Source organism: Collinsella sp. HCP3S3_D1 (assembly GCF_052064015.1).
Classification (GTDB): Bacteria; Actinomycetota; Coriobacteriia; order Coriobacteriales; family Coriobacteriaceae; genus Collinsella.
Map to the genome: position 1 here is coordinate 20,605 of NZ_JBQHWK010000023.1, position 18,991 is coordinate 39,595.

Below are 18,991 nucleotides of genomic sequence, written 5' to 3' on the forward strand. Positions count from 1 at the left end.
TATGGGCAAAGCACTCAAGCGCTGGTGGCCGCTCTTTATGCTGCCCACGTGCCTGGCGTTTATGATCGGGTTCGTGATCCCCTTTATCCAGGGTTTCTATCTCTCGTTCTGCCAGTTTATTACCATTAACAACACGCACTTCGTCGGTATCGAGAACTACGTGCGTGCACTGTCCGATCCGCAGTTTGCCACGTCGTTCTTCTTTACGGTGGCGTTTGCTTTCCTGTCGACGGTGCTCATCAACGTGATCGCCCTCGCCATCGCGCAGGCGCTCACCCGCAAGGCGCTCAAGGGCACCAACATCTTCCGTACGATCTTCTTCATGCCTAACCTGATCGGCGGCATCGTGCTGGGCTACATTTGGCAGATTCTGATCAACTGCCTGCTCTCCAACATCGGTGCCGACCTTATCGCCCTTAACTCTGCTGCTGGCTTCTGGGGCCTTATTATCCTGACCCTGTGGCAGCAGGTCGGCTACATGATGATCATCTACATCGCCGGTCTGCAGTCCATTCCGTCCGACTACATCGAGGCCGCCAAGGTCGACGGCGCTACGGCATGGCAGACGTTTTGGAAGGTTAAGATCCCCAACCTGATGCCGACGATCACCATCTGCCTGTTCCTGTCCATCACCAACGGCTTTAAACTGTTCGACCAGAACCTCGCCCTTACCGGTGGCGCCCCGGCGCACTCCACCGAGATGCTCGCCCTGAACATCTACAACACGTTCTATTCGCGTGCTGGCATCGCATGGCAGGGCATCGGTCAGGCCAAGGCGGTTATCTTCTGCATCCTGGTCGTAGCAATCTCCATGATCCAGCTTAAGGCCACGAGGTCCAAGGAGGTGCAGCAGTAATGAAACGCGATAAGGCTATCAACCGTGCGCTCTCGATTTTCTTTACGATTCTGTCACTCGCATGGATTTACCCCGTGTTCATGATTGCGCTCAATTCCTTTAAGAAAGGGACCGCAATCAGCACCACCACGGCATTCGATCTGCTCACGCCCGAGACGTTCAACGGCCTTGCAAACTACGTGCACGCCCTTAACGAGCAGGGCTTTGCCTCGGCGTTTATGTACTCGCTCATCATCACGGTCACGTCGGTCGTGCTGATCTTGGTGTGCTGCTCCATGTGCGCTTGGTATGTGGTGCGCGTCAACAGCAAGATCTCGAACTTCTTCTATTACCTGTTCGTGTTCTCGATGGTCGTACCGTTCCAGATGCTCATGTTCACGCTGTCCAATTTGGCGGACCGCATCGGCTTCAACACGCCGTTCAACATCTGCTTTATTTACCTTGGCTTTGGCGCGGGCCTGGCGGTCTTTATGTTCGCCGGCTTTGTAAAGAACATCCCGCTCGAGATCGAGGAGGCGGCCATGATCGACGGCTGCAACCCGGTCCAGGTGTTCTTTAAGATCGTCCTTCCCATCATGAAGCCCACCTATCTTTCGGTCGGCATTCTCGAGACCATGTGGGTCTGGAACGACTATCTGCTGCCCTACCTCACCCTCGACTCCACCAAGTACAAGACCATTCCTATCTTGATCCAGTACTTCCGCGGCGGCTACGGTCACGTCGAGCTCGGCCCCATGATGGCCTGCATCATGATGGTCGTTGTCCCCATCGTCCTCATGTACATCCTCTGCCAGAAGTACATCATCGACGGCGTGGTGGCAGGTGCCGTCAAGGGCTGATGCCGTAACTGTTTTGCAAGTTTCTGCGGCGCCCCTCAGCGTGGCGCCGCGTATCGAAAGGTAGAGACATGGCCGAGATCGTTCTCAAACATGTTCAGAAGGTGTATCCCAACAACGAGTCCAAAAAGAAGGGCTTCTTTGGCAAAAAGAAGAAGACCGAGGAGAAGAAGCACAACCTCAAGGTTACCGAGGATGGCGTGCTCGCTGTAGAGGACTTCAACCTCACTGTTCACGACCAGGAGTTTATCGTCCTCGTTGGTCCCTCTGGCTGCGGTAAGTCCACGACGATGCGCATGGTTGCCGGCCTGGAGGACATTACCTCGGGCGACGTGCTCATCGACGGCAAGCGCGTCAACGACGTGGCACCCAAGGACCGTGACATTGCCATGGTGTTCCAGAGCTACGCTCTGTACCCCAACATGACGGTGTACGAGAACATGGCGTTTACGCTTGAGCTCAAGAAGGTCCCCAAAGACGAGATTGACCGCAAGGTTCGCTCCGCTGCCGAGATTTTGGGTATCACCGAGTACCTCGACCGTAAGCCTAAGGCGCTTTCGGGCGGCCAGCGTCAGCGCGTTGCCATCGGCCGCGCCATCGTGCGTGACCCCAAGGTATTCCTGATGGACGAGCCGCTGTCCAACCTGGACGCCAAGCTTCGTAACCAGATGCGTGCCGAGCTCATTAAACTTCGCCACGAGATCAAAGGCACATTCATCTATGTTACCCACGATCAGACCGAGGCTATGACCCTCGGCGACCGCATCGTGGTCATGAAGGACGGCGTTGTTCAGCAAATCGCCACGCCGCAGGAGGTCTTCAACCATCCCGCGAACATCTTTGTCGCCGGCTTCATCGGCGTGCCGCAGATGAACTTCTTCGATGCCCAGCTGGTGCGGTCGGGCGAGGGCTTTACCGTCAAGACCGACGACATGAATGTCGCACTGGCCCCCGAGACCTGCGCTCAGCTTGCGCTTAACTGGAACGGCGAGGACATGAAGGAGATCACGGCCGGCGTTCGTCCCGAGCAGATTCTGCTTGCCGACAAGGGCGAGGAGGGTGCGCTTCAGGGCACCATCGAGGTCACCGAGCTCATGGGTTCGACCGAGCACGTTCATGTGACGTCTCCCGACGGCCAGTTTGTCCTGATCATCCCTGTCGTCGACCTCGAGGCCAGGGGTTCGCTCAAGGCCGGCGACCCCATCTGGTTCAAGTTCGAGAAGAATGCGACCCACCTTTTCGATAAGGTCTCTGGCAAGAACCTTATCTAGGCCCGATTCAATCAGGCCCTCCTTTTGGGCGACTGCGGTTTTGCCATCCTTTTGCCGTAGTCACATATAAGGCTCCCCTCTCGTCCGCTGAGCGAAAGGGAGCCTTTCTTTGTGCTGGGGCTGTCTGGCCGGTCGTTTGTCTCGATCTGTAACAGGAGGAGGGCCAAATTGGGCCTAGATGTTACAGATTGAGACGGTTTCCCGGAACAATTCTGTTTGTCTCATTCTGTAACAGGTTGACCCAATTATGCCGGCTAGTTGTTACAGGCCGAGATTTTTTTGGTCGAGGCAGGTCGCGGGTAACACGAGGGCACAAAAAGCGGAGCCGCGTTGCCGCGACTCCGCTTTCAAAAGGATGGGTAATGGAAGCGAAATTAGCTCAGGTGCCAGATCTCGTCGTTGTACTGGGATATTGTACGGTCGGACGAGAAAGTGCCGGCGTTGGCGATGTTGATCAGCGCCTTGCGCATCCAAGCGTCCCGGTCCTCGTAGTCTGCCAGCACGCGCTCCTTAGTCTGGATGTACTCCTCAATGTCGAGCAGGGACATAAACCAGTCCTTGCCCTTGATGTCGTCGTGCAGACGCTGCAGGCGCTCGGCGTTGCCGGTCGCCATAAAAGCGGGGTTGGTAATAAAGTCCACCAGTAGCTTAATACCGGGCTTGAGGTAGAGCGCGCCGACGTTATAGCTGCCGTCGGCGTAGAGCTGCTCGACCTGTTTGGACGAGGCGCCAAAGGTGTAGATGTTCTCGTCGCCCACGAGCTCGGCGATCTCGACATTGGCGCCGTCGAGCGTGCACAGGGTCAAAGCACCGTTGAGCATGAACTTCATGTTGGAGGTGCCGCTCGCCTCCTTGGAGGCCAGGCTGATCTGCTCGGAGATGTCGGCGGCGGGAATCACGCGCTCGGCAGCGGTGACGTTATAGTTCTCGATCATGACGACTTGCAGGTAGGGAGCCACGTCGGGATCGTTTGCGATCCACTGCGACAACGTCAGGATCAGATGGATGATATCCTGGGCGATAGTGTAGGCAGGTGCCGCCTTGCCGCCAAAGATGATGGTGACGGGGTGCTTAGGTCTATTGCCGTTCTTGATGTCGAGGTACTTCCAGATGATGTAGAGCGCGAGCATCTGCTGGCGCTTGTACTCGTGGATACGCTTGACCTGAACATCGATGATCGCGTTGGAGGGAATGGTCACGCCCTGCTCGAGCGCCATGAACTGGCGCATGATGGCCTTGGCCTCGGCCTTGGTGGCGGCCAGGCGCTCAAGAACGTCCTTGTCGTCGGCGAATTCGGCGAGCTTGCTCAGGTCGCCGGTGCTGCGCCAATCGGTACCGATTACATCGTCGAGCAGGCTGGCAAGTGCGGGGTTGGTTCCCTGGATCCAGCGGCGGAAGGTGATGCCGTTGGTCTTGTTGGAGAACTTTTCGGGATAGATCTCGTAGAACGGGCGAAGCTCGGTGTCCTCCAGGATCTTGGTGTGGAGGGCGGCGACGCCGTTGATGGAGAAGCCAAAGTGGATGTCCATGTGGGCCATGTGGACGGTGTCGTATTCGTCGATGATGGCGACGCGTGGGTCGCCATGCTCGGCCTTGGCAATCTCATCGAGCTTGACGATGATGTCGGCGATGGCAGGGGAGACCTTCTGCAGGCTGGTGAGCGGCCATTTCTCGAGCGCCTCGGCAAGGATCGTGTGGTTGGTGTAGGCGACCATGGATCGCACGATGGTAACGGCTTCGTCAAACTCGATGTCGTGCTCGGTGGTGAGTAGGCGGATGAGCTCGGGAATGACCATGGTGGGGTGCGTATCGTTGATCTGGACCACGGCGTAGTCGGCCAGATCGTGCAGGTTGCTGCCGCGTTCTACGGCCTCGTCGATCAGGAGCTGGGCGGCATTGCTCACCATGAAGTACTCCTGGTAGATGCGAAGCAGGCGGCCCTGCTCATCGGAATCATCCGGATAGAGGAACAGGGTGAGGTTCTTGGCGATCTTGGTCTTGTCGAAGTCGATGGAGCTGCCGGGGACCAGGCCCTCGTCGACACTTGCCAGGTCAAACAGGCGCAGGCGGTTCTTGGTGGGCTGGCCATAACCGGGCACATCGATGTTGACGAGCTTGGAGGTGACGGCAAAATCACCGAACTCGACGGTGTAGGAGCGGTTGTCATCGATCAGGATGTCCTGCTCGCCGAGCCACTCGTCAGGGACGGCCTTCTGCTGGTTGTCGGCAAAGCGCTGGCGGAACAGGCCGTAATGGTAGTTGAGGCCCACGCCGTCGCCGGTAAGGCCCAGCGTGGCAATGGAATCCAGGAAGCATGCGGCCAGGCGGCCCAGGCCGCCGTTGCCGAGCGAAGGCTCGACCTCAAACTCCTCGATCTTGTTGAGGTCGTGGCCGGCGGCGACGAGCTGGTCCTTAACCTCGTCATAGATGCCGAGGTCGATCATATTGTTGATGAGCAGCTTGCCGATCAAAAACTCGGCAGAGATGTAGTAGAGCTTTTTCTTGCCGTTGTTGAGCGGACAGGCGGCAGAGCGCTCCTGCACGAGCTTGACCAGCAGCTTATAAATACGACGGTCATCGAGCTGCTCGAGCGAGGTGCCAAAGGACTGCTCGGCGAGTTCTGCGAGGCTTATACGGGGCATGTTTCCTCCTGTGGTGAGTCGACTACATGTCAGAAATTCAAAAGAAGCCCGCGCGAGGGATTGGGATGGCCTCGCGCGGGAAAAGCGGTCGCGTCCACACGGTGGGGTGGGGTCGGGCGCGGTGGCTCCTATTGGGGAAGCTCGATTTCGGCTTCCGACGGGATGCGGAAGTAGGTCTCGGTCCAGTCGGTGAGCTTGCGCTCGAGTTCGCGGGTGATGGCGCCATCAAGCATGCGCCACGTCCAGTTACCGCCCAGGGTGGCGGGGGTGTTAATGCGCGCCTCGTTGCCCAGATTGAGCAGGTCCTGCATGGTGTAGATGCAGGTATCGCTCACGCTGGCGGCGATGGTGCGGTTGAGCGCGTCGGCCATGGACTCGCCTGCCTGCTGGTGGGTATACAGGGCCGCCTGCTCGCGCTGACGCGGGGTGGCCGTTCCCTCATACCAGCCGCGTGCCGTTTCATTGTCATGCGTTCCGACGTAGGCGACGGTGTTGGCAATGTAGTTGTGGGGCAGATAGTAGGAGTTGCCGCCTTCAAAAGCGAACTGCAGAATCTTCATGCCAGGGAAGCCCGTGGTGTCGCGCATGTCGATGACGCCGGGGGTAAGAAAGCCCAGGTCTTCGGCAATGATGGGAAGCGTGCCGAGCTTTTCCTCGAGCATCTTGAAGAGCTTGAGGCCGGGTCCCTGCGTCCATGAACCATATGACGAATCGGGAGAGGAGAACGGCACCTCCCAAAAGGCTTCAAAGCCGCGGAAGTGGTCCAGACGGATGATGTCGTACATGTCGAGGGCGGCTCGGACGCGGTCTTCCCACCAGGAGAAGCCGTCTGCTTCCATGGCATCCCAGTCATAGATGGGGTTGCCCCAGTACTGGCCGGTGGCCGAGAACTGATCAGGCGGCGTTCCCGCGACGCTGACGGGATTGCCGGCGGCGTCGATCTTAAAGAGCTCGGGCGTGGCCCACATCTCGACGGAGTCGCGCGAGACGTAGATGGGCAGGTCGCCGATGATCAGGATGTCGTGCTCGTTGGCATAGGCCTTGAGGCGGCTCCACTGGCGATCGAAGAAATACTGCGTCATCTGGTGGTAGAGCATACGCTCGGGATGGGTGGCGCAGACCTTGCTGGATGCCTCGCCGCGGCGGCGGAGCTCCTCGGGCCACTCCCAAAAGGCTTTGAGTCCGCACTCCTCCTTCACGGTCATAAACTCGCAGTAGGGAATGAGCCAGTCCTCGTTTGCCTGGATAAAGTCGTCGAAATCGGCCGGCTTGTCGGCAGCAAAGCGCTCAGCGGCTCGATCGAGAATCTGACGGCGGCCAACAAAGATGGCACCGTAGTCGACGTTGCTGGGGTCGGAACCAAGGAAGACGCCGTCGATGTCACGCTGCTCCAGATAGCCGGCTTCGATAAGCTCGGCAAAGTCGATCAAGTTGGGGTTGCCTGCGCGGGCCGAGAACGACTGATAGGGCGAATCGCCATAGCTGGTCGTCGTAAGGGGCAGGATTTGCCAGTAATGTTGTTTGCACGAGGCGAGAAAATCGACGAAGTCGTAGGCATTCCAGCCAAAGCCGCCGATTCCGTATGGTCCGGGCAGAGATGAGACGGGCATGAGGACGCCGCTTGCACGCTCCATGAATGCGCTCACCAACCTTCTTGTTGTGGGGTCGGCCTACCGATGGGTGTGCAGTCCGCCTCCGATGTTCTGATTCAATACACCTATTGTATACATGTTGTTTAAACATGTATAGGCAAGATAAAAAAGTTGGTCGATTTTCGGCGAATGGTTACATGCCATGAAAAAGCCCCGGTCTCACATCGTGAGATCGGGGCAAGAACGGTATGTAGGTTTTTGCTACTCGGCGTCGGCGAAGCCGTTGGGGTTGTGGCTCTGCCAGTTCCAGCTGTCGCGGCACATGTCCGCGATGTCGTACTGTGCCTTCCAGCCCATCATGCGCTCGGCCTTGGAAGCGTCGCACCAGTTGGCGGCGATGTCGCCGGCGCGGCGCTCGCGAATCACGTAGGGCAGCTCTTTGCCGCAGGCCTTGGAGAAGGCGGCGACAACCTCGAGCACCGAGGTGCCGGTGCCGGTGCCCAGGTTAAAGATCTCGACGCCGGTCTTGCCGTTCATCCAGTTGAGAGCGGCCACATGGCCCGATGCCAGGTCACACACGTGGATGTAGTCGCGCACACCGGTGCCGTCGGGGGTGGGGTAGTCGTTGCCAAAGACCTGAACGGCCTCGAGCTTGCCCACGGCAACCTGCGCGACATAAGGCACCAGGTTGTTGGGGATGCCCTTGGGGTCCTCGCCGATTAGGCCCGACGGATGGGCGCCGATGGGGTTGAAGTAGCGGAGCAGCACAACGTTCCACTCGGGGTCGGCGGTGTGAACGTCCATAAGGATCTGCTCAATCATCCACTTGGTCCAGCCATAGGGGTTGGTCGCAGGCTTCTTGGGGTCTTCCTCGGTGACGGGCGGGTTATCCGGATCGCCATAGACGGTCGAGGAGCTCGAGAAGATGATGGACTTGCAGCCATGGTTGCGCATAACGTCGACGAGCACCAGGGTGTTCTCGATGTTGTTGTGGTAGTACTCGACGGGCTTGCTCACCGACTCGCCGACGGCCTTAAAGCCGGCGAAGTGGATGACGCGGTCGATCTGATGGGTATCGAAGATCTTGTTCATGGCATCGCGGTCGAGCACGTTGGCCTCGTAGAAAGTGAGGTTCTTGGCGGCCTTGTCGCCCACGATGGTCTTGACACGGTCGACGGCGACGGCGCTGGAGTTGGAGAGGTCGTCGACGATGACGACCTGGTAGCCACCCTCGAGCAGCTGAACGACGGTGTGCGAGCCGATAAAGCCGGCGCCACCGGTTACGAGGACGCAGGTGTCTTTGGGGTCGAGTGCTTTGGACATGTAGTCTCCTATCGAATCAGGAACACTTCCTGAGGGAGTATAGCGCAGGCAGGGGCACCCAAAACGTGCAGGGCAGGAAAAGCAGACGAACATGCTAACGTACTCATGGAAATGTTTGGCGTGGGCATAACCTTGACTTTGACGTTTGCATACGAGCCGCCGACCATGGGGTTTGCTGCCGTTCGTGGAAATCGTTGGGACGCGTCGGATGTACGCTAATATGTATGAGTTGAGCGACATATAAATAAACATGTAACGGAGTAGATATGTCACCAAACAGCGATCCCATCCTTTCCCAGGAGCTTTCGCGTCGCACTGCCCTCAAGGCCTTGTTCGGCGCCGCTTCTGCAGCCGTTCTTTTTGGTCTGCCCGCTCGCGCCCATGCTGCGGAGGCCACCAAGGAAACCACCGACAAGCTCAATGCGGCCCAGGCTCAGCTTGACGAGGTCCAGGCCCAGCTCGACAGCATCGCAAATGAATACGCGGCGCTGGCCAACAAGAACGCCCAGACCCTCAACGATATCGAGAGCGTACAGGGCCAGATTGACAGCACGCAGGCGCAGATTGACGAAAAGAAGGCCGAGCTCAAAAAGAAGCGCGGCGATCTTTCCGATCGCGTTTCCGCCAACTATAAGTCGGGCGGCACCAACATCCTGTCGCTGCTGCTCGCCTCGGGCTCGTTTGAGGAGCTCGTCGCCAATGCGCACTATGTTGAGAAGATCAACAAGAGCGACCGCGACGCCATCGAGGATATCCAGACCATCCAGAAAGAGCTCGATACGCAGAAGTCCGAGCTCGAGTCGCAAAAAGCCGACTTAGAGAAGCTCAAGGACCAGCAGACTGCCCAGATGCAGGACATGCAGGCCAAGCAGCAAGAGGTCCAGACGGTTCTGAACGGCCTCTCCGACGACGTCAAGGAGCTCATGGCTCAGCGCGATTCCGAGATTCTCGCTGCCGCCCAGGCTGAGGAGGCTGCCAAGAAGGCCGCCGCTGCTGCAGCTGCCGCAAACAAGAACAATTCCTACTCGGGTGGTTCAAACTCGGGTGGCGGATCGTATGCGCCCGGAAATCCGCAACAGAATGCCGGATCGGGCAAGCAGCAGGCTGTCGTCAACGCATGCTACTCCACGCCTTCGCCTGGCCTGAACTGGTGCGCCGCCTGGGTCACCAACGTCTTCCGCAACGCCGGCGTGGGCTACTTTGGCGGCAACGCGTGCGACATGTTTAACGCCTGGTGCTACAGCTCCGATCGTTCGGCGCTGCAGGTGGGCATGATCGTGGCCGACTCGTCGCACAGTGGCACCGGTATGCCGGGTCTGCTGTACGGACACGTGGGCATCTATGTTGGCGGCGGCATCGTTATGAGTAACGAGGGCGCCATCACGTCGAGGTCGCTTGACTCGTTCATTAGCTTTTACGGCACTGGCTCTGGTGTGCGCTGGGGCTGGCTTGGCGGTATTGCGCTGTCGTAGCTGCGGCTTGGTCCGGGACAGTCCGAGAGGCATAAGGTTGCCTGCTCGGGCAGTCCTGCGCAAGACGAAGGCCACATTAAGTGGCCTTCTTTGCGTGCGGAACTCGCGATCAACCTTATGCCTCGCCCACAGTCCCGGACCTTCCGGGCTCAAGGCGCGACACACCGGACTGGTTGTCTGAATTAAAGAAAGTGAAGGCCCCTTTTGGGGCCTTCTTTTTATAAAAATTCGCCTACTCGGTGGACTTCGGGTTCTAGGTCTACGCCGAATTGGTCTTTGACGGTTGCTTGGATGTGGCGGATGAGTTCGTCGACGTCGGCGGCGGTGGCGTGGTCGGCGTTGACGATGAAGCCGCAGTGTTTTTCGCTCACCTGGGCGCCGCCGACGGCATGGCCGCGCAGGCCGGCATCCATGATGAGTTTACCGGCAAAGTGGCCCTCGGGGCGCTTGAAAGTGGAGCCGGCACTCGGCATGTCGAGCGGCTGCTTGTCCTCGCGGCGTTGGCGGTAGTCGTCCATGTCGGCCTTGATCATCGCGGCGTTACCCGGGGCGAGATTGAAGGTGGCCGAAAGCACGATGAAGCCGTCGTCGGCGATGCGGCTCTTGCGATAGCCCAGATTGAGCTCGTCGACATCGAACTCGATGATGCTGCCGCTACCGCGGGTGCCGTCGTCGAGCATGCGGGCGGGCTTGTAGACGCGTACAGACTCCAGCACGTCGGCCATGCAGGCACCGTAGGCGCCGGCGTTCATGTAGCAGGCGCCGCCGACCGATCCGGGGATGCCCGAGATGGGCTCCATGCCGGTGAGACCGGCCTCGGCTGCCGCGGCCGCAACATCCGAAAGCAGCGCACCGGCTGCTGCCGTAACGTGCGTGCCGTCGACGGTAATGGCGGAGAGGCCCTCGCCTAGCGCTACGACGACGCCGCGTATGCCCTTGTCGCCGACGAGTAGGTCGGAGCCGTTGCCCACGATGGTGAGTGGCAGATCGCAGCGATAGCAGGTATCGAGCGTGGCGACGAGGCCCTGCTCGGTGTCGGGCGTGACAAAGACGTCGGCCGGGCCGCCAATCTTAAACGTGGTGTGCTCGCGCATGGGCTCGCTCATCAACACGTTGTCCTCGCCGGCAACGCCAGCGAGCGCGCACAACAGGTCCTCGTTAAAAAAGTCGTTCTCGTGCATCCGAATATCCGCCTTTTGGTGGTCGTTGTCATCAATCGATTGCAATATACCCCACCTGGACGTATTTGGTGCGCTGGCGGCGATAAAACAGCCGTCTACCGGATTGGTAAAGTGTTTATCATCGAGGTAGAGGGGCAGTCGCTATACTTTCAAGAGATTGCGCGTAAACCCGGAAGGAGCGAGATGGCCAACAAAGTCACCCTCAAGCAGATCGCCCAGGAGGTGGGGCTTTCCCCCTCGTCGGTCTCGCTTGTTCTCAACAATCGGCCTTGTCGCATCTCGGAAGAAAACCGCAAGCTCATCAAGGAGGTCGCGGCGCGCAACCACTATGTTCCCAACCAGATTGCGCGCAGCCTGGTCATGCGCGAGTCACGCACCCTGGGCCTTATCGTCCCCAACATCGAGAGCCGATTTTTTGCCTCACTTGCCGGTAGCTTGGAAAAGCGCTGCCGCGAGGACGGCTATGCGCTCTTTATTACCAGCTCGGGCGGAAGCGCCGATGATGACTTGGAACTGCTGCGCCAGCTGGTGACGCGCGGCGTCGATGGTGTCTTCCTGGTGGTAGGCGACGAGTTCTCGGACGACCGTGCCCTGCGCGAAGAGGTCAGCCATCTACCCATCCCTGCCGTGATGGTCGACCGCGCCATTGAGGGGCTCGAGTGCGACAAGGTGATGTTCGACCACGAGATGGGTGGCTATATGGCTACCCGCTATCTGATCGAGCAGGGCCACCGTCGCATTGCCTGCTTGGTTAATGCGCGTCGTTCCAATACGGGTCGCAAGCGACTTGCCGGCTATGAGCGCGCGCTGCGCGAGGTTGGCCTGCCTATCGACGCGCGTTTGGAGTTTGAGAGCGAGTACTACATTCCGAGCGCCTACGAGGCCTCGGAGGCGGTGCTCGCAACCGATGCCACTGCCGTATTCGCGAGCTCGGACAACATTGCCCTCGGTTTGCTCAAACGTTTGCACGAGATGGGGAAGAGCATCCCGGGCGATATTTCGGTGGTGAGCTATGACAACTCGGCGGCCGACGTTCTCTTTGAGCCGGCGCTGACCGCCATTGAGCAGGATCCTGGTGTCCTCGCGGAACATGCTTTTGGCTGCATGTCCAAGCGTCTTGCCGGTAGGGGCGGTAGGCGTGCCGAAGAGGTCGTCCTGGAGCCGGCGCTTATCGTTAAGGGCAGCGTGCTCGAGCTTACTAAACATAACTAAACACGTTTATCAATTTGCAGAGACCGAATGTGGAGCACCTGTGGCAGACAATGCCGCAGGTGAATGTTGCGTTTTGTTGATCGATGTGATTGATAAGGGTGATAAAACGTTTTTTCACCCTGATAAAACGTTTTAGCAAATATACTAGTCCCAACGAATGGTTGCCGTATTGGAGGGCGACCGCACAGCGGAGGGACATAAACAATGGCTAAAACACTGGGGACGCCGTGGCAAAAGCTGGGCCACGAGGTGCCGGCTTCCGAGCTCGAGGGCGTCGACCTGTATTGGCGTGCATCGAATTATCTGTCCGTCGGTCAGATCTACCTTCGCTCTAACCCGCTCATGCGTCCCGACTTTGTCGATGAGAAAACCGGTGAGGTGCGCGACTTTGGTCGCCCGGACGTTAAGCACCGCCTGGTCGGTCACTGGGGCACCACGCCCGGCATCAACTTCCTGTTCGGTCATGTCAACCGCCTCATCGCCGATCACAACCAGAACGCGATCTTCTTGATGGGCCCGGGTCACGGTGGCCCCGCTGGCACCGCCCAGTCGTTGCTCGATGGTACCTACCGCGAGATTCGCCCCGACATTACCAATGACGAGGCCGGCCTGCAGAAGTTCTTCCGCCAGTTTTCCTACCCCGGCGGTATTCCGAGCCATTTTGCGCCCGAGACGCCTGGCTCCATCCACGAGGGCGGCGAGCTCGGCTACACGCTCAGCCACGCCTACGGTGCCGTCATGGATAACCCGAGCCTGCTGGCCGTGGCTGTGGTGGGCGACGGCGAGTCCGAGACCGGTCCGCTCGCGACCTCTTGGCAGTCTAATAAGCTCGTGAACCCGGCAACCGATGGTATCGTCCTGCCGATCCTGCACCTCAACGGCTACAAGATCGCCAACCCCACCATTCTTGCCCGCGTGTCCGACGAGGAGCTCACCAAGTTCTTTGAGGGCATGGGCTATAAGCCGCATTTCTTTGTCGCCGGCTTTGACGACGAGAGCCATGCGAGCATTCATGCGCGTTTCGCCGCCCTGTTCGAGCAGGTCTTCGATGAGATCTGCGACATCAAGGCCACCGCTATGGCTCAGGCCACTGCGGGCGAGACCGTGGTCCGTCCGGCCTATCCCATGATCGTGTTCCGTACGCCCAAGGGTTGGACCTGCCCCAAGCAGATTGATGGCAAGAAGACCGAGGACTCCTGGCGCGCCCATCAGGTGCCGCTCGCGAGTGCCAAGGACACCCACGAGCACTTCCGCGTGCTGCGCGAGTGGCTGCGCTCCTACAAGCCCGAGGAGCTCTTTACGCCCGAAGGCCAGGTGCGCCCCGAGGTGACGGCCTTTATGCCGACCGGCGAGCTGCGTATCGGCGCCAATCCCAACGCGAACGGCGGCAAGGTACGCCGCGAGCTCGAGCTTCCCGATATTCACGCTCACGAGATCCCCGTTGCAAGTAAGGGCCACGGCTGGGGTTCCACCGAGGCCGCCCGCGTCTTTGGTGAGTACACTGCCGATGTTCTGGCCAAGAACATGGATGATTTCCGCATCTTCGGTCCCGACGAGACCGCGTCCAACCGCCTGCAGGCTGCCTATAAGGTGACCAAGAAGCAGTGGGATGCCGGTTTCTACGAGGACGACGCCAACGACGAGCTGCTGGCCGGTTCCGGTAAGGTTGTCGAGCAGCTGTCCGAGCACCAGTGCGAGGGCTTCCTCGAGGCCTACGTGCTCACCGGCCGCTCCGGTGTGTGGAGCTCCTACGAGAGCTTTGTCCACGTGGTCGATTCCATGGTCAACCAGCACTGCAAATGGCTCGAAGCAACCAAGCGCGAGATTCCGTGGCGCGCTCCTATCAGCGGCCTCAATATTTTGCTGTCGAGCCATGTCTGGCGCCAGGACCACAACGGCTTTTCGCACCAGGACCCCGGCTTTATCGACCTGCTGCTCAACAAGGCCAACGACACGCATGTCGTGAATGCTTATTATCCGGCCGATGCCAACATGGCCCTTGCTGTGGCCGAGCGCGTCTACCAGTCCACCGACTGCGTCAATGCCATCTTCTGTGGCAAGCAGCCCGCCCCCACCTTCCAGACGGTCGACGAGGCCAAGTCTGAGCTCGCCGAGGGCGTAGCGACCTGGGAGTGGGCATCGACTGCCGACTCGCTCGCCGAGGCCGACGTCGTGGTCGCTACTTGCGGTGACGTGCCGACACTCGAGGCACTGGCCGCAACCGATATGCTGCGCGGGCTGGGCATCAAGGTCTGGTTTGTCAACGTAGTCGATCTGCTCAAGATCCAGAACGTCTGCGAGAACGACCAAGCCATCAGCGATGAGCGCTGGGCTGAGTTGTTTGGCCGCGGCGAGAAGCCCGTGCTCTTCGCATTCCACGCCTATGCCGGCACGATTCGCCGTCTGATCTGGAACCGTCCCGGTCACGATGCCTTCCGCGTTCACGGCTACGAGGAGAAGGGCTCCACGACCACGCCGTTTGACATGCTGCGCCTGAACAACATGGACCGCTGGGCCCTGGCCGCCGACGTGCTGCGCATGGTTGACGCCGATAAGTTTGCCGAGCAGATTGATGAGTGGGAGGCCTTCCGCACCGAGGCCTTTGAGTTCGCGTGCGACGAGGGCTTCGATCACCCGGCCTTTACCGACTGGGTCTGGCCCGACGCCGCAGCCGCAACCGCTGCCGACGGCGTACTCTCCGCAACGCAGCTAACTGCCGGCGACAACGAATAGCATCCGGGACGGTCTCGCGCTGGGGCCTGCTCCGGGCGGGTTGCCTTGCTCCGGGAAGTGGGCTTCGCGAACTTCCCGGAGCAAGGCAACCCGCCCGGAGGCGGCCCTCTCGACCGTTTCGATATGCGGGGGCTGATTCTTTTTTATGTAATGGGGACCTTGCTTACGCTGCCTTAGAAGCCGTGCATCTAACTATGGTTAGCCAAAATTACATTGCCGGGGCCGGGGAGGCATGCTTTGTTTTGAGAAGTTCGCGGAGCCCACTTCCAAAACCAAGCACCCCGGCCCCGCCCTCGTCCTCGTCCGTGAACTTTTCCGATGGGCGAGCCATAGACACCACGCACCGATGCAGTAAAGCGGCGGCTTGAAATTGGTGCTATATTCAACTTGAGTTGTTTAATACTAGTACGGGAGGCTGATATGGGGCTGTTCAAGAAGAAAAACCCGCAGGATGCCTTTGATCCCGATGTGTTTACCATCACGGATACGATTTTGGACCCGCCGCGGTTTACGTTTTTGCCGGCTATCTACCAGGATGCCACGCGTCGCAAGTGGGCCGTGCATCAGCGCGGCGGCGAGCCGAAGATTTTTGACTATGCGGACGTTTTGCAGTGCGAAGTGGCCGAGGCGGGCGATCCGGAGGCCGAGGAAGTGGTCTCAAAACAGGAATTTGCCCAGCGTATCCTGGCAAATCCTGCCAAGGCAGCGAAAATAAACGCTGCCAAGCGTAATATGTGTCTTGGTATGGGCGTTGTTGTGGCGGTTCAGACGGGAAAAGACGAGGTTTCCAAATTAGAGATTCCCGTTATGACCGACGAAGTCAAACGCGATTCAAGTCTATATAAGTCGTATCGGAATGTTGCCGAGAAGATCAAGGCCGAATTTGATGCCATGGGAGGGCTGGTCTAATTTTGGCGGCATACGTTTCTGAATGAGGAGTCTGTGCAATGGCAGGCGAATCTTATGCAATTCCCCCCAAAGATCGTGCTGTTGAGGGAATTCTTTGGTATATCCAGCACCACCAGCTTGCCGGCGGCGATCGCCTGCCGGCCGAGCGCGTGCTGTGCGAAGAGATCGGCGTTTCGCGTACAGCGTTGCGCGCCGGTATCACGCGGCTCATCTCTTGTGGAACGCTCGAGAGCCGTCGCGGATCGGGTACGTATGTGTGTCCTCCCAAGCCGCTGAACATCTTCCAGGAAACGTATAACTTCTCCGATGCTGTGCGGACTGCCGGCCTGCACCCCTCTTCTCGTCTGGTTTCCACCGGGACCATCGAGGCGGATGAGGCGCTTGCCGACAAGCTTGGGGTGTCTGTAGGCGCTCCTTTGCTCCGCATGCAGCGCGTTCGACTTATTGAGGGCGAGCCGGCGTCAATCGAGACGGCTCACGTTAACCTGTCCCTGTGCCCATCGCTTACCGAGCACGATTTTGAGTGCGAGAGCCTTTACGATGTCTTGCTCAAAGAAGGTGGCGTGCGTGTTGAGCATGGACGTGAGCATATCTCCATCTCGCGTTTGAACGCCGAAGAGGCCGAGTTGCTCCAGCAAGAAGAGGGAACGCCGGTGTTCTATGAGAGCACGATCGAATTTGATAAGGACATGCGTTTTGTGGAGCATTGCAAATCGGTGATTTTGCCCACAAAGTTTCGCTTTGCCGATAACGGCGAAAAGAACGGAATGAGAAGCGTGGCAGGTGAACAATGGCTGAAACAGTAGATGCCACCCCGGTTTATATGCGCATTCGACGCCGCATCGAGGAATGTATCGAGCGCGGTATATATCCCACGGGTTCCATGATTCCGTCCGAAAAAGACCTCGCCGAGGAATTTGGTACGACACGCTTGACCATCCGAAGCGCTGTCGATGAGCTGGTTCGGCGCGGGCAGATTCGACGCGTCCGCGGAAAGGGCGCGTTTGTGGCGCAGAAAGTACCCGTTGCCTACGAGCGAACAGGAGGCTTTCGCGAGTCGGTTCGTGCTTCGGGCGGCGAGCCGTCCGTCCGTATCCTCGCGCGTTCCAAGCGTTATGCGGGCCCATATTATGCCAACCTGTTTGGCATTGCCGAGGACGATTTGTTGTATTCGATTCGGCGTTTGAACTGCGTCAACGGCGATCCCGTATCGATTGAGATGGCGTTCATCCCGTGCCGGCTGTTTCCCACAATCGAAGATATTGACGTGTCGGTCTTCAGCTTGTACGAGACCTATGAGATGCTAGGCCGAAAGCCGGTCATGGCTCAGGAGAAGCTCGATATCGAGGCGGTGGGCGCACGCGACGCGGGCTTGCTTGGCTTGGAACAAGGGGATCTTGTTTTGCTTTTGGAATGCGTGAGCTATGACGCGAGCGGTCAGGCTATCGAGTATGTAAAGTCCTTCAATCGTGGCGATGCGGGCGGCTACACCTATACGTACTAGCTGGGGCTTTGCATCGCGCGCGGTAACAGCCGGTCTGTTTGGGCAATTTGACCGACTGTATATACAACCTTACATAGCTCAAAATCGACCGTTCGCCGAAGGGGATAAATTAATCGACAAAGAGGTATCAAAAAGCCGTAACCTGTAACTGTGATTGGTATCAAATACTAATGATTTGTTACGAGGTGAGACGATGAAGATGCTCGATTACGTTCAGCTTGCCCATGTGCGTATGGGAGAGAACCTCGAGCGTTCGTCTGAGCTGGTAGCGCAGCTCGTTGATATTTTCCAGTCCGGTTCTTTTGACGCGCTGCGCATCGTTGCTTCGGGTTCGTCGCGCCATGCTGCGGATTGCGCCCGCGATTACCTGCAAGATGCGCTGCAGATGCAGGTGTCCGTTGTGACGCCCGAGGCCTTCGTCGATTTTGAACACACCTATCCACAGCATGCGCTCAACATCGCCGTCTCGCAGAGCGGCTATTCAACCAATACGATTGCGGCGCTCGATTACATGTGCGCACACGATATGGCTGCAGTTGCGCTCACGGCAAACGTCGAGGCACCCATCAAGGAGCACACTGACATCGTTCTTGACTACGGTGTGGGCGTCGAGTCGGTGGACTTTGTGACTCTGGGCGTTGAGGTTCTCGTTGAGTACCTGGTGCTCTTTGGTATTTACGGCGGTCAGGCGCGCGGAACGATTGACGCCAAGGGCGTTGCCCAGCGTCTTGACGACCTGCGCGAGGCTATCCATGCCAATGCCGTGATGTGCAAGACCGCCGAGGCATATGTCCAAGACCACATGCTCGATCTTTCTGAGCACACGCCCGCCATGGTCGTCGGCAACGGACCCAACTACGGTGTTGCCGAGGAGGCGGCGCTCAAGCTGAGCGAGACCATCAAGATTCCTGCCATGCACCACGAAGGCGAGGAGTTCGTCCACGGTCCCGAGATGCAGATTGTTCCGGGCTATCTGGTGTTTATCGTCGACGATCCGCAGGGGTCGGAGCGTCTTGCGAATATCGCCGATGCGCTATCGAACGTTACGGCAAAAACGGTGCTGCTCACGGCCCATCCCAAGGGTAAGGCTCACGAGGTTGTGGTGCCTCAGGTGGCTCCGCTGCTCAGCGCAACTCCCAATCTTGTGTTCTTCCAGACGATTGCGGCAATGATCGCCGAGCGTCTGAAGTCATGGGACGTGCACCCGTATCTCGATGCCGTCTCCAAGCAAATGGAGGTCAAGGCAGAGGGCTACGAAGAGTCAGTCAATGCGCTTAAGGCCAAAGCGGCTGAGTGTTACGGAATGTAAGCGGGTTTTGATGCCCGTTGGCATGGGGGATGTGAAGACAACCCCAGAAAGGAGAGACAAATGAAGGAAACCGAGAAGATCGAGATCATGCATTTCGACCAGGAGGGCTACCTCGAGGACGGCAAGGCGCTCTACGAGACCGGCAAGAAGA

The 18,991-nt window shown here is 58.6% G+C and carries 14 protein-coding genes; 10 read left to right on the forward strand and 4 right to left on the reverse strand.

Annotated features, from left to right (window positions below):
- Position 1 precedes the first annotated feature (1 nt).
- The 3 genes from ACTNDJ_RS07905 to ACTNDJ_RS07915 all read left to right on the forward strand — a co-directional run bounded on the left by ACTNDJ_RS07905 (position 2) and on the right by ACTNDJ_RS07915 (position 2,963).
- The gene (locus ACTNDJ_RS07905; protein WP_152073297.1) at positions 2-856 is read left to right on the forward strand and encodes a carbohydrate ABC transporter permease; all 855 of its coding nucleotides are present in this window, start codon (positions 2-4) and stop codon (positions 854-856) included.
- Entirely contained in the window at positions 856-1,695 is an 840-nt protein-coding gene (locus tag ACTNDJ_RS07910; protein ID WP_154515140.1) for a carbohydrate ABC transporter permease, read from the forward strand. The genes ACTNDJ_RS07905 and ACTNDJ_RS07910 overlap by 1 nt, the downstream gene beginning before the upstream one ends.
- A 68-nt stretch (positions 1,696-1,763) precedes the next feature.
- Entirely contained in the window at positions 1,764-2,963 is a 1,200-nt protein-coding gene (locus ACTNDJ_RS07915) for an ABC transporter ATP-binding protein (protein WP_441062936.1), read from the forward strand.
- Positions 2,964-3,337: 374 nt separating this feature from the next.
- Here the strand turns inward: ACTNDJ_RS07915 and glgP are convergent, their stop codons facing one another.
- From glgP to galE, 3 genes are all read right to left on the reverse strand, one after another.
- Positions 3,338-5,605, reverse strand: coding sequence for a glycogen/starch/alpha-glucan family phosphorylase (gene glgP, locus ACTNDJ_RS07920; protein WP_441062937.1), 2,268 nt, complete (start codon positions 5,603-5,605; stop codon positions 3,338-3,340).
- 128 nt (positions 5,606-5,733) lie between these two features.
- Positions 5,734-7,251: a 4-alpha-glucanotransferase gene (gene malQ / locus ACTNDJ_RS07925; RefSeq protein ID WP_441062938.1), complete on the reverse strand. Its 1,518-nt coding sequence runs from the start codon at positions 7,249-7,251 to the stop codon at positions 5,734-5,736.
- A 207-nt stretch (positions 7,252-7,458) separates the two neighbouring features.
- Positions 7,459-8,520, reverse strand: a complete 1,062-nt coding sequence (galE, locus tag ACTNDJ_RS07930) for a UDP-glucose 4-epimerase GalE (protein WP_154515134.1) — start codon at positions 8,518-8,520, stop codon at positions 7,459-7,461.
- 266 nt (positions 8,521-8,786) lie between these two features.
- Here galE and ACTNDJ_RS07935 point away from each other — a divergent pair, with 266 nt between their 5' ends.
- Positions 8,787-9,992, forward strand: a complete 1,206-nt coding sequence (locus ACTNDJ_RS07935) for a PcsB-like coiled-coil domain-containing protein (protein WP_441062939.1) — start codon at positions 8,787-8,789, stop codon at positions 9,990-9,992.
- 218 nt (positions 9,993-10,210) lie between these two features.
- On the opposite strand, the gene murB is transcribed toward ACTNDJ_RS07935, so the two are convergent.
- The gene (murB, locus tag ACTNDJ_RS07940) at positions 10,211-11,173 is read right to left on the reverse strand and encodes a UDP-N-acetylmuramate dehydrogenase (protein WP_154515130.1); all 963 of its coding nucleotides are present in this window, start codon (positions 11,171-11,173) and stop codon (positions 10,211-10,213) included.
- A gap of 183 nt (positions 11,174-11,356) precedes the next feature.
- Here murB and ACTNDJ_RS07945 point away from each other — a divergent pair, with 183 nt between their 5' ends.
- From ACTNDJ_RS07945 to ACTNDJ_RS07970, 6 genes are all read left to right on the forward strand, one after another.
- Complete coding sequence (locus ACTNDJ_RS07945) at positions 11,357-12,385, forward strand: LacI family DNA-binding transcriptional regulator (protein ID WP_118388843.1); 1,029 nt, start codon at positions 11,357-11,359, stop codon at positions 12,383-12,385.
- A gap of 204 nt (positions 12,386-12,589) precedes the next feature.
- Positions 12,590-15,118 (forward strand): phosphoketolase family protein, encoded by a 2,529-nt coding sequence (locus ACTNDJ_RS07950; RefSeq protein WP_427795336.1) that lies wholly within the window; start codon positions 12,590-12,592, stop codon positions 15,116-15,118.
- A 420-nt stretch (positions 15,119-15,538) separates the two neighbouring features.
- Positions 15,539-16,027: a hypothetical protein gene (locus ACTNDJ_RS07955; protein ID WP_138374554.1), complete on the forward strand. Its 489-nt coding sequence runs from the start codon at positions 15,539-15,541 to the stop codon at positions 16,025-16,027.
- Positions 16,028-16,065: 38 nt separating this feature from the next.
- On the forward strand, positions 16,066-16,833 hold the full coding sequence (locus ACTNDJ_RS07960) for a GntR family transcriptional regulator (protein ID WP_427719866.1): 768 nt from the start codon (positions 16,066-16,068) through the stop codon (positions 16,831-16,833).
- Entirely contained in the window at positions 16,818-17,531 is a 714-nt protein-coding gene (locus ACTNDJ_RS07965) for a GntR family transcriptional regulator (RefSeq protein ID WP_441062940.1), read from the forward strand. Before ACTNDJ_RS07960 ends, ACTNDJ_RS07965 begins: the two co-directional genes overlap by 16 nt.
- A 193-nt stretch (positions 17,532-17,724) precedes the next feature.
- A complete protein-coding gene (locus tag ACTNDJ_RS07970) occupies positions 17,725-18,840 on the forward strand; it encodes an SIS domain-containing protein (protein ID WP_441062941.1) in 1,116 nt (371 codons plus the stop codon).
- Positions 18,841-18,991: the final 151 nt, after the last annotated feature.

Excerpts from the sequence above, each read along its gene's own strand:
- ACTNDJ_RS07955 (WP_138374554.1), top strand. The coding sequence starts at position 15,539 with ATGGGGCTGTTCAAGAAGAAAAACCCGCAGGATGCCTTTGATCCCGAT.
- ACTNDJ_RS07950 (WP_427795336.1), top strand. The coding sequence starts at position 12,590 with ATGGCTAAAACACTGGGGACGCCGTGGCAAAAGCTGGGCCACGAGGTG.
- ACTNDJ_RS07935 (WP_441062939.1), top strand. The coding sequence starts at position 8,787 with ATGTCACCAAACAGCGATCCCATCCTTTCCCAGGAGCTTTCGCGTCGC.
- ACTNDJ_RS07905 (WP_152073297.1), top strand. The coding sequence starts at position 2 with ATGGGCAAAGCACTCAAGCGCTGGTGGCCGCTCTTTATGCTGCCCACG.
- ACTNDJ_RS07960 (WP_427719866.1), top strand. The coding sequence starts at position 16,066 with ATGGCAGGCGAATCTTATGCAATTCCCCCCAAAGATCGTGCTGTTGAG.
- glgP (WP_441062937.1), bottom strand. The coding sequence starts at position 5,605 with ATGCCCCGTATAAGCCTCGCAGAACTCGCCGAGCAGTCCTTTGGCACC.
- ACTNDJ_RS07910 (WP_154515140.1), top strand. The coding sequence starts at position 856 with ATGAAACGCGATAAGGCTATCAACCGTGCGCTCTCGATTTTCTTTACG.
- ACTNDJ_RS07915 (WP_441062936.1), top strand. The coding sequence starts at position 1,764 with ATGGCCGAGATCGTTCTCAAACATGTTCAGAAGGTGTATCCCAACAAC.
- ACTNDJ_RS07945 (WP_118388843.1), top strand. The coding sequence starts at position 11,357 with ATGGCCAACAAAGTCACCCTCAAGCAGATCGCCCAGGAGGTGGGGCTT.
- galE (WP_154515134.1), bottom strand. The coding sequence starts at position 8,520 with ATGTCCAAAGCACTCGACCCCAAAGACACCTGCGTCCTCGTAACCGGT.
- ACTNDJ_RS07970 (WP_441062941.1), top strand. The coding sequence starts at position 17,725 with ATGAAGATGCTCGATTACGTTCAGCTTGCCCATGTGCGTATGGGAGAG.
- ACTNDJ_RS07965 (WP_441062940.1), top strand. The coding sequence starts at position 16,818 with ATGGCTGAAACAGTAGATGCCACCCCGGTTTATATGCGCATTCGACGC.
- murB (WP_154515130.1), bottom strand. The coding sequence starts at position 11,173 with ATGCACGAGAACGACTTTTTTAACGAGGACCTGTTGTGCGCGCTCGCT.